Origin of the sequence: Micromonospora trifolii (genome assembly GCF_022229005.1) — a bacterium.
Lineage (GTDB): Bacteria > Actinomycetota > Actinomycetes > Mycobacteriales > Micromonosporaceae > Micromonospora > Micromonospora trifolii.
On record NZ_JAKKFD010000063.1, the window covers coordinates 42,139 to 52,182 of the forward strand.

Below are 10,044 nucleotides of genomic sequence, written 5' to 3' on the forward strand. Positions count from 1 at the left end.
GCCCGGGCCGATCGCAAACACGACCTCTACGAGGACCGATGAATCCTGTCGTACTGATCGCCGAAGAACTCGCCCCCGCCGCCATCGAGGTGCTCGCCCACGACTTCGACGTCCGTCACGTCGACGGCACCGACCGTCCGGCCCTGCTCTCGGCGCTCTCCGAGGCCGACGCCGTCATCGTGCGCAGCGCGACCCAGATCGACGCCGAGGCGGTCGCCGCCGCGCCGCGACTCAAGGTGGTCGCCCGGGCGGGCGTCGGGCTGGACAACGTCGAGGTGCCGGCCGCCACCGCGCGGGGCGTCATGGTCGTCAACGCGCCCACCTCCAACATCGTCTCCGCCGCCGAGCAGGCCGTCGCGCTGCTGCTCGCCGTCGCCCGTAACACCGCGAGCGCCAGTGGCGCGCTCAAGGCGGGGGAGTGGAAGCGGTCGAAGTACACAGGCGTCGAGGTGCAGGGCAAGACGGTCGGGGTGGTCGGTCTGGGTCGTATCGGGGTGCTCTTCGCCCAGCGCATCGCCGCGTTCGGCACCCGGCTGATCGCGTACGACCCGTACATCCAGCCGGCCCGTGCGGCGCAGCTCGGCGTCCGCCTGGTCGGCCTGGAGGAGTTGCTGCGGGAGAGCGACTTCATCTCCATCCACCTGCCGAAGACGCCGGAGACGGTGGGCCTGATCGGTGAGAAGGAGCTGGCGCTCGTCAAGCCCACGGTTCGCATCGTCAACGCCGCCCGGGGTGGGCTTGTCGACGAGCAGGCGCTCGCCGACGCGATCGCCGAGGGCCGGGTCGCCGGCGCCGGCGTCGACGTGTACAGCAAGGAGCCGTGCACCTCGTCGCCGCTGTTCGCCTTCGACAACGTGGTGGCCACCCCGCACCTGGGCGCCTCCACCCACGAAGCGCAGGACAAGGCCGGTCTGGCCGTGGCCAAGAGCGTCAAGCTGGCGTTGCAGGGCGAGTTCGTCCCGGACGCGGTGAACGTGCAGGCCGGCGGTGTGGTCGCCGAGGACGTTCGGCCGCTGCTGCCGCTGGCGGAGAAGCTCGGCCGGGCGTTCACAGCGGTCGCCGGTGGGGTCGCCGCCAGCGTCACCGTCGAGGTCCGCGGTGAGATCGTCAGCCACGATGTGTCGGTGCTCAAGCTCGCCGCCACCAAGGGTCTGTTCAGTTCCGTGGTCGAGGAGCAGGTCACCTACGTCAACGCCCCGCACCTGGCCGCCGAGCGTGGCGTCGAGGTCTCCCTGGCCTCCCTGGCCGAGACGGCCGAGCAGCCGACCCTGGTCACCGTGCGCGGCGCGCTGCCGGACGGCCGGACGGTCAGTGTCTCCGGCACTGTCACCCACTCCGGCGCTCGGGACGTGCTGAAGCTGACCGAGGTGGACGGCTTCGACGTGGAGATCGGCGCGGAGGGCATCCTGCTCTTCCTGCGCTACGCCGACCGGCCCGGTGTGGTCGGCACTGTCGGTACCCTGCTCGGCGAGTCGGGCATCAACATCGCCGCCATGCAGGTGGCTCGTCGGGAGGCGGGCGGTGAGACGCTGATGACGCTCACCGTCGACCAGGCGCTCGGCGCCGACCTGCTCACCTCGGCGGCCGAGTCGATCGGCGCCACGGCGGCCAGCGCCGCCGACCTGCGCGACGAGTAGTAGACGACAAACACCGTGGGGGGCCTGGCGATTCGCCGGGCCCCTCGTCATTTCCCGTCCGTTCCGCCGGTCAGGTCAGCCGGGCAGCCGCGCCGGCGGCGGGTAGACCGAGCCGTCCTGCGGGTCGAAGAGCATCAGCCCGTGCTCGCCGGCCAGCCGCTCGATGTCCAGTAGCACCTGGTCAGCGCAGGTCGGGTGCAGGTTCAGCTCGACGTGGTCGTGGGCCGCGTGCAGCGGCGCCACCGCCCACGGGCTGTTCGGGCCGGGGTGACGGTCCGGATAGGAGGCGGTGATCGCCCGGTAGAAGCTGACCACCCGCGGATCGGGGTAGCGGTCCACGTGCCGCCCCTGCCGGCAACCGTTGACCGCTGTCCGCACGTCCACGGGCGTCGCCCCGTCCTCCAGGGCCCACACGCTCAGATCGAAACTCACGGCCGATAGCGTGCCATCCGCCGTTCACCATGTCGAAACTGCCTCGCCGCCGGTCACCACCGATTACCGCAGTCTCCGGTCACGACGGTCCGGTGTGGAGACTCTTGCGTCGAGTTGCGTCGATTCGCTAGCGTACGCACTGCGGTCACTGGCCGAGTTCGAGGCGCCGGCCCGTCTTCGGGTGGCGCGGTCGACGTCCGGCCCGACCGGTCCGCACCCCTCGGTTGTGCGAGCCACGCGCACTCGTCGCTGACCGGCCCCCACTGTCGTTGCCGAGATCGTGGGGGCCGATCGCGGGCCCGACCGGCCGACAATCACCGGGTGGTTGGTTCACCGGCGGTAGGCGGCCGAGGTGCGAATCGGGCCGGAGCACCGCGGGGAGACGGGCTCGGTGCGGCGACGTTCCGCTCAGCGACGGTGTGCGAAGAGCGCGCGATACTCGGAGTTTCCCCGGAACCACGCCAGGCCGGTGGGGCCGGCGGCATAGAGCGCCGTGGCGTAGGCGTCCGCGATCGTCAGGTCGGGGCCCACCACTGTGGCGGCGACGAGGTGGTCGGCCGGCTCGCCGGTGTGCGGGTCCACCACGTGCCCCTGCCGCCCGGTCACCCCGGAGGTGCCGACCGCGCCGGCGGTCATCTCCAGCACCATCGGCGCGCGCTCGGGAGCGGTCGGGTGGTGCACAGCCACCCGCCAGGGTCCGCCGTGCGGCGCGCGACCCCGGACGACGAGGTCAGCGCCGGCGAGCACGGCGTAGTCGTGGATGCCGGCGGCGCGCAGCCGCTCCGCGGCGCGTTCCACCGCCCAACCGCCGAGCAGGCCGCCCGGGTCGAAGCCGCCGGGCACCGCCCAGGCGTCGAACCACCCGTCGGTGGCCGCGCGCATCGCGGCGCAGCGGTCCACCAGATCGGCGAGCGGCGGGTACGACTCGGGGCTGATCTCGCCCCGACGCAGCCGGGAGACCAGGCTCTCCGGTCGGTTGGGGCCGTAGGTGAGGTCGATGGCGCGCAGCTCGGCGACGCTGTCCCGCAGTGCCTCGCTCACACCCCGGCGGCCGAGCCACTCGGGGGCGTTGAGCAGCAGGGTGTACTCGGCGGTCGCGGTGCGTACGCGGTGCTGCACCGCGATCCGGCCCTCGGTGGCCGTGGCCGGGTCGATCCGGTGCCGGCGACTGCCGAGTCGAAAGTCCGGCCGGCGGTTGCGGAACGCGGACGGGTCCGGCCAGCGGGTCCGTGGCTGCTCGTCGATGCGCATCGCATCTGCCCCCTCGCGCATGGCGCCGCGTCATCGCGACCCCGTTGGTCAGCGAGCCCCCGCGACCCACTGACTACTACCGTAGGCAGCGGAGATGACCGCCCCATGAGTCCCAGCTGAGAGGGTGCTGTGCATTCGCGCATCCCAAATCGTGGACGCGGCGTACCGGGAGGCGGGACGGCGACGTACCGTTGCCCGAACGGAACCGTTGAGCAGAGGAGTGCGGTCGTGGCGCGGATCGCGGTGGTGGCCGGAGACGGCATCGGGCCCGAGGTGGTCGCGCAGGCCCGCAAGGTCCTCGACGCGGTGCTGCCCGACGTGCAGGCCACCGAGTACGACCTCGGCGCCGCCCGCTGGCACCGTACCGGAGAGGTGCTGCCCGACTCGGTGCTGACCGAGCTGGCCGGGCACGACGCGATCCTGCTCGGCGCGGTCGGTGACCCGACGGTCCCGCCGGGTGTGCTGGAGCGGGGGCTGCTGCTCAAGCTCCGTTTCGCCTTCGACCAGTACGTCAACCTGCGCCCGTCCCGGCTCTGGCCCGGGGTCGCCGGCCCGCTGGGCAACGTGAAGCCGGGCGAGGTCGACCTCGTTGTGGTGCGCGAGGGCACCGAGGGGCTCTACGCCGGTGCCGGTGGCTCCCTGCACCGGGACACCCCGGCCGAGGTCGCCACCGAGGAGAGCCTGAACACCCGGCACGGCGTGGAGCGGGTGATCCGCGACGCGTTCGCCCGCGCCGGCCGCCGGGAGCGGCGCAAGGTCACCCTCGTGCACAAGACCAACGTGCTCACCCACGCCGGGTCGCTCTGGGCGCGTACGTTCGACGCGGTCGCCGCCGAGCACCCGGACATCGAGACCGAGTACCAGCACGTCGACGCGGCGGCCATGTTCCTGGTCACCCAGCCGCAGCGCTACGACGTGGTGGTCACCGACAACCTCTTCGGCGACATCCTCACCGACATCGCCGCGGCCGTCACCGGCGGCATCGGGCTGGCCGCCAGCGGCTGCATCAACCCCGAGGGGGCGTACCCCTCGATGTTCGAGCCGGTGCACGGCTCGGCGCCGGACATCGCCGGTCAGGGCATCGCCGACCCGGTCGCCGCGGTGCTCTCCGCCGCGTTGCTGCTGGAGCAGCTCGGGCACAGCGAGTCCGCCGCCCGGGTCAACGCGGCGGTCGCCGCCGAGCTGGCCAGCCGGGTTCCGGGTGTAACGCTGCGTACCGAAGAGGTCGGCGACCGGCTCGCCGCCCACGCCGTAGCCTGACCCCCCGGCCCGAGTGGCGACCGGCCCTGAGGCCGGTCTGCCGTGGGCTGTCCGACCGGCGCTACCCGCTTAACGACCGTTCGGGGTAAGTTTCTGGCACAGCCATGTCGGTGTGCGGTCCCGCATGCCGTTGTTCCGCAGGGAGGTCAGCGCGATGAGCGGTGGTGACAAGCTCGACTTCGAGATCCGTCCGAATCTCGCGCCGGTATCCGCCGCCGATCGGGCCGCACTGCTGACCAACCCCGGGTTCGGGCGGGTCTTCACCGACCACATGGTCACGGTCCGCTACGCCGACGGCAAGGGCTGGTACGACGCCCGGGTGGAGGCGCGCGCCCCGATCCCGATGGACCCGGCCAGCGCGGTGCTGCACTACGCGCAGGAGATCTTCGAAGGGCTCAAGGCGTACCGCACTGCCGACGGTGGCGTGACGATGTTCCGGCCGGACGCCAACGCGGCCCGCTTCGCCACCTCCGCGCAGCGGATGGCGATGCCGGTGCTGCCACCGGAGGTGTTCGTCGACTCGCTGCACAAGCTCATCGAGATCGACCGGGAGTGGATCCCCACCGGCGAGGACGGCAGCCTCTACCTGCGGCCGTTCATGTTCGCCAGCGAGGTCTTCCTCGGCGTTCGCCCGGCCAACGAGTACCTCTACATGGTGATCGCCTCACCGGTCGGGGCGTACTTCACCGGTGGCGTCAAGCCGGTCACCGTCTGGGTCTCTCCGGACTACACCCGGGCCGCGCCCGGTGGCACCGGCGCGGCCAAGTGCGGCGGCAACTACGCCGCGTCGCTGGCGGCCCAGGCCGAGGCCATCGAGGCCGGTTGTGACCAGGTCGTCTTCCTGGACGCGGTGGAGCGCCGGTTCGTCGACGAACTGGGCGGCATGAACGTCTTCTTCGTCTACGACGACGGCACTGTGGTCACTCCACCGTTGACCGGCACGATCCTGCCGGGCATCACCCGCGACGCCGTCCTCGCGCTGGCCGGCGCGGCCGGGCACCAGGTCGAGGAGCGGCCGGTCAGCTTCGCCGACTGGCAGGCCGACGCCGCCAGCGGACGCCTGAAGGAGGTGTTCGCCTGCGGCACCGCCGCGGTGGTCACCCCGATCGGTGGTGTCCGCTTCCCGGACGGCGAGTTCCTGATCGGTGGTGGCGAGCCCGGTCGGGTCACCATGGCCCTGCGTCAGCAGCTGGTCGACATCCAGCGGGGCAAGGCGGCCGACCCGCACGGCTGGGTGCAGCGGGTCTTCTGATCTCCGTCGCTGCGCCGGCCCGTCCACCCGGACGGGCCGGCGCAGTTGGCCCTACGCGTCGCTGGGCTGCGCCTTGGCGGGCTCGTCGAGCAGGTGGTCGCGGAGCGCGGCGAGCTGCTCGTCGGTCACCCCGGCGTGGCGCAGGTACGCCTCGACCGAGCCGTGACCCGCGCGCAGCTCGTCCAGGAAGATCTGCATCGCCTCGGCGGGTGAGCTAAGGAACGGCGCCGGCACGTCCACGCCCCCCGGGGTGACGGAGGCCAGCCAGGCGCTGTACCGGGCCGACGCCGCACTGCTCAACGCGTAGTCCGCTGTGATGTCCGCGTCGTCGATGCCAACCACGGCGAGGGCCAGCGCGCAGACGATGCCGGTGCGGTCCTTGCCGGCGACGCAGTGCACCACCACCGGGGCGTTGGCGGAGTCGGCGATCAGGCCGACCGCCTCGGCCAACCCGGCGGTGCCGGTCTGGGCCAGGTCGGCGTACCGGTCCGCGAGGTACCGGGCCAGGCTGGCGCCCTCCTCGTGCGGCGTACCCGCCCAGTCGGCGTGCTCCGGGTGGATGTGCCGGTAGGTCAGCCCCTGGTACTCCGGCACCCGGCCGTCGCGCTCCACCTCGGTGGGGCGGCGCAGGTCGATGACGGTGCGGATCCCGATCGCGGCGAACGCGTCGCGGTCCTGCTCGGTGAGGCGGTGCAGCGAGTCGGAGCGGTAGAGGCGTCCTCGGCGTACGGACCGGTCGTCGTGGCCGAGGTAGCCACCGACGTCGCGGAAGTTGAAGGTGGCGGGGAGCGAGAGCTGGGGGTTGTTCCCGGTGGCGTCCACGCTCACACGGTAACGGCCGGTGGGGCAGCGCCCCACCGGCCGTCGGGTCGAACGGTCACCGTGCGGTGCCGGGCGGGAGCGCGCCGTACGTCTCGTCGTAGTAGCCACCCAGCTGATCCCGGTAGCTCGGGTCGCTGTGGCTGGCCTCGTCGTACTCCGGGGCGGCCTTGATCTGGTCCCGGATCCGGTCGACGGAGACGATGCGCTGGTCGTGGTCGACCTGGTTGACGGTGCCGGCCGGCAACATCACCTTCTTGCCGAAGATCCAGGGCCCGGTGTCCACGACCAGGTAGCTGCCGCCCACCTCGTGACTGGCGCTGTCGATCTTGCCGATTCCACCGTCGTTGGCCTCGACCTTGTAGCCGACCAGGTCGGCGTCGGCCACGCCGGCCTGGTCCCGGTAGCGCCAGGGGTCGAACGTGCCGGCCGGCGCGCCGCCGGGCACCGTGCCCTGGTCGCCGCCGCGCAGCGGGTCCGGCCCGGCGTGGGTGGCGTGCGGATCGATCCTGTCCATGCCGTTCACTCCTGACTGTCACCGATCACTCATGTCTCCGCAGGAGCTACCCGGCCGCTGGGGACCGGAAACGGACAGGCTCAGGCCAGTGCGGCCTCGGCGTCCAGGGTGACCGCCGCGGCGTGCACCACGGCGGAGATCCGTAGGGCCTCGTGCAGTTGCTCCCGGGTGAAGCCGCTGCCACGCAGCTTCTTCTCGTGCAACTCCAGGCACACCCCGCAGCCGGCGATGGCCGACACAGCGAGGCACCAGAGCTCGAAGTCGCCCTTGTCCACCCCCGGCCTCGCGATGATCTGCATCCGCAGTCGGGCCGGCATCGAGGCGTACTGCTCGTCGCCGATCAGGTGCTTGGCCCGGTAGTAGATGTTGTTCATCGCCATGATCGCCGCGGCGCCCTTGGCCGCCTCGACACCCTCCGGCCCGAGGTGCCCGAGCGCCTCGGCCGCGATCTCCCGCAGCACCAGCGGGTTGCGGGCTGTCACCGCACAGGCCAGCGCGGTGCCCCAGGTCTGCACCGGGGTCAACGTTGAGGAACCGACGGTGGCGCCCAGGTTGAGCTTGATGTCCCTGGCGTACTCCGGCAGGGCCGCCGTGATCGCGTCCAGGCCCACGGTCAGACGCCGGCGGCGGCGAGAGTCTCGTCGGCGATCTCCGCCGGGCTGATGGAGGTGAAGTCCATCGGCCCGACGAAGACCACACACCACGTGCCCTCGTGGGACGTGTGGTTGATCGTCCTGGACGCGTTGTTGGCGCCCAGCGATACGCAGGCGGCGAGTCCGTGCTCAGGTAAGCGGTCACTGACGGTGAGCACAGGGCCTCCTTGCAGACGGCGCGGTGGCCATCATCGGATCCGTTTTCAGATGCTTCCGCATGGCAGTTTCCGCCGATGAGTGGCCTGGTGGCTTGTGAAGCCGATCACGAGCGGCGGTCCGGTGCGAACGAACCCTCCGTCACCATCCCGCTATGTGGATTGTTTCTCCCAAAACAGGGGAGGAGTGGCAGAGTGGCCATCGTGACCAGCACCTCCCTGATTATTGCGACCTAGCGCGCCGGCTCTCCCCTCTGCCGAGCGCGCAGACCTCCCGCATCCGCGGGAGGTCTTTTTGTTGCTCCGAGAAAGGATCCTGATGACGTTCCAGGTCTTCGACACCACGCTGCGCGACGGCGCCCAGCGCGAGGGGCTCACCTACTCGGTGGTCGACAAGCTGGCCGTGGCCCGGCTGCTCGACGAGTTCGGCGTCGGCTTCATCGAGGGCGGCTGGCCGGGCGCGGTGCCCAAGGACACCGAGTTCTTCCGCCGCGCCCGCACCGAGCTGGACCTGCGCCACGCCGTACTCGTCGCGTTCGGCGCCACCCGCAAGGCCGGCGTTGCGGTCGCGGACGACCCCCAGGTGCGCGCGCTGCTGGACGCGCAGACCCCGGCCGTGGCCCTGGTCGCCAAGGCCGACACCCGGCACGTCGAGCGCGCGCTGCGCACCACCGGCGCGGAGAACCTCGCGATGATCCACGACACCGTCAACCACCTCGTCCGCGAGGGTCGACGGGTCTTCGTCGACGGCGAACACTTCTTCGACGGCTACCGGCACGACCCCGCGTACGGCGCGGCAGTGGTGCAGACCGCGCTCGCCGCCGGCGCCGAGCGGATGGTGCTCTGCGACACCAACGGCGGCATGCTGCCGTCCCAGGTGACCGCCGTGATCCGTGACCTGACCGACCGGCTGGGGATCGACGCCGGGCTGCTCGGCATGCACGCCCAGAACGACACCTCCTGCGCGGTCGCCAACACGATCGCCGCCGTGGAGGCGGGCGTCCGCCACGTGCAGGGCACCGCCAACGGGTACGGCGAACGCCCAGGCAACGCCGACATCTTCGCTGTCGTCGCCAACCTCCAACTCAAGCTCGGCATGCCCGTCCTACCGGAGGGGTGCCTGGCGCAGATGGTGCGGGTCTCGCACGCCATCGCCGAGATCGCCAACATCGCCCCCGACACCCACCAGGCGTACGCCGGGGCCGCCGCCTTCGCCCACAAGGCGGGGCTGCACGCGAGCGCGATCAAGGTCGACCCGTTGCTCTACAACCACGTGGACCCGTCGGTGGTGGGCAACGACATGCGGATCCTGATCACCGAGATGGCCGGTCGGGCCAGCGTCGAGCTCAAGAGTCGTGAGCTCGGGCTGGACCTGGCCGGCAGCCCGGACGCCCTGAACCGGGTCACCAAGCGGGTCAAGGAGTTGGAGGCGGGTGGTTGGTCCTTCGAGGCAGCCGATGCCTCCTTCGAGCTGCTGGTCCGCTCCGAGTTGCCGGAGGGTAGCCCCGCCCGACCGTTCACCCTGGAGTCGTACCGGGTGTTGGTCGAGCACCGCGAGGACGGGGCGGTGGTCTCGGAGGCGACCGTCAAGATCCGGGTTCGCGGCGAGCGGGTGATCGCCACGGCCGAGGGCAACGGTCCGGTCAACGCCCTCGACGAGGCGTTGCGGGTGGGGCTGGCGCGGCACTATCCGCAGTTGCGCGACTTCGAGCTGGCCGACTACAAGGTGCGCATCCTGGAGGGCAGCCACGGCACCGGCGCTGTCACCCGGGTCCTGCTGGAAACCTCCGACGGCGGCGGCCGGGACTGGACCACTGTCGGCGTCCACCCCAACGTGGTCGAGGCCAGCTGGCACGCCCTGATAGACGCCCTAACCTACGGCCTGGCCCCCGCCTCGGTCTAAACCCCGCGGCTCGCCCCCCGCTCTCGCGCCCCCCGCTCTCGCGCCCCCCGCTCTCGCGCCCCCCGCTCTCGCGATCTTGCACTTTGTGTCGACGGTCTGCGGCTTTTGTCGCTGATGCCGGGACAGTAAATGCAAGATCGACGAGGTGGGGTGGGGTGGGGTGGG

General features: G+C 71.5%; 10 protein-coding genes. 4 read left to right on the top strand and 6 right to left on the bottom strand.

Going from position 1 to position 10,044, the window contains the following annotated elements:
• Positions 1-38 precede the first annotated feature (38 nt).
• Complete coding sequence (serA, locus tag NIE79_RS30650; RefSeq protein ID WP_238681887.1) at positions 39-1,637, top strand: phosphoglycerate dehydrogenase; 1,599 nt, start codon at positions 39-41, stop codon at positions 1,635-1,637.
• Between the two features lie 75 nt (positions 1,638-1,712).
• Here serA and NIE79_RS30655 read toward each other — a convergent pair whose 3' ends face one another.
• Positions 1,713-2,069 (bottom strand): hypothetical protein, encoded by a 357-nt coding sequence (locus NIE79_RS30655; RefSeq protein ID WP_238681888.1) that lies wholly within the window; start codon positions 2,067-2,069, stop codon positions 1,713-1,715.
• 408 nt (positions 2,070-2,477) lie between these two features.
• Complete coding sequence (locus NIE79_RS30660; protein WP_238681889.1) at positions 2,478-3,320, bottom strand: FAD:protein FMN transferase; 843 nt, start codon at positions 3,318-3,320, stop codon at positions 2,478-2,480.
• A gap of 228 nt (positions 3,321-3,548) precedes the next feature.
• On the opposite strand from NIE79_RS30660, the gene NIE79_RS30665 reads away from it, so the two are divergent.
• On the top strand, positions 3,549-4,580 hold the full coding sequence (locus NIE79_RS30665; RefSeq protein WP_112582053.1) for a 3-isopropylmalate dehydrogenase: 1,032 nt from the start codon (positions 3,549-3,551) through the stop codon (positions 4,578-4,580).
• 154 nt (positions 4,581-4,734) lie between these two features.
• Positions 4,735-5,832, top strand: a complete 1,098-nt coding sequence (locus NIE79_RS30670) for a branched-chain amino acid aminotransferase (protein WP_112679109.1) — start codon at positions 4,735-4,737, stop codon at positions 5,830-5,832.
• A gap of 51 nt (positions 5,833-5,883) precedes the next feature.
• On the opposite strand, the gene NIE79_RS30675 is transcribed toward NIE79_RS30670, so the two are convergent.
• From NIE79_RS30675 to NIE79_RS30690, 4 genes are all read right to left on the bottom strand, one after another.
• Positions 5,884-6,690: a tyrosine-protein phosphatase gene (locus tag NIE79_RS30675; protein ID WP_372471909.1), complete on the bottom strand. Its 807-nt coding sequence runs from the start codon at positions 6,688-6,690 to the stop codon at positions 5,884-5,886.
• 19 nt (positions 6,691-6,709) lie between these two features.
• Complete coding sequence (locus tag NIE79_RS30680) at positions 6,710-7,168, bottom strand: PRC-barrel domain-containing protein (protein WP_238681891.1); 459 nt, start codon at positions 7,166-7,168, stop codon at positions 6,710-6,712.
• Positions 7,169-7,248: 80 nt separating this feature from the next.
• Positions 7,249-7,779, bottom strand: coding sequence for an alkylhydroperoxidase, AhpD family (gene ahpD, locus NIE79_RS30685; protein WP_238681892.1), 531 nt, complete (start codon positions 7,777-7,779; stop codon positions 7,249-7,251).
• A 2-nt stretch (positions 7,780-7,781) separates the two neighbouring features.
• Positions 7,782-7,979, bottom strand: a complete 198-nt coding sequence (locus NIE79_RS30690; RefSeq protein ID WP_238681893.1) for a hypothetical protein — start codon at positions 7,977-7,979, stop codon at positions 7,782-7,784.
• 316 nt (positions 7,980-8,295) lie between these two features.
• Here NIE79_RS30690 and cimA point away from each other — a divergent pair, with 316 nt between their 5' ends.
• Entirely contained in the window at positions 8,296-9,879 is a 1,584-nt protein-coding gene (gene cimA / locus NIE79_RS30695; RefSeq protein ID WP_238681894.1) for a citramalate synthase, read from the top strand.
• Positions 9,880-10,044: the final 165 nt, after the last annotated feature.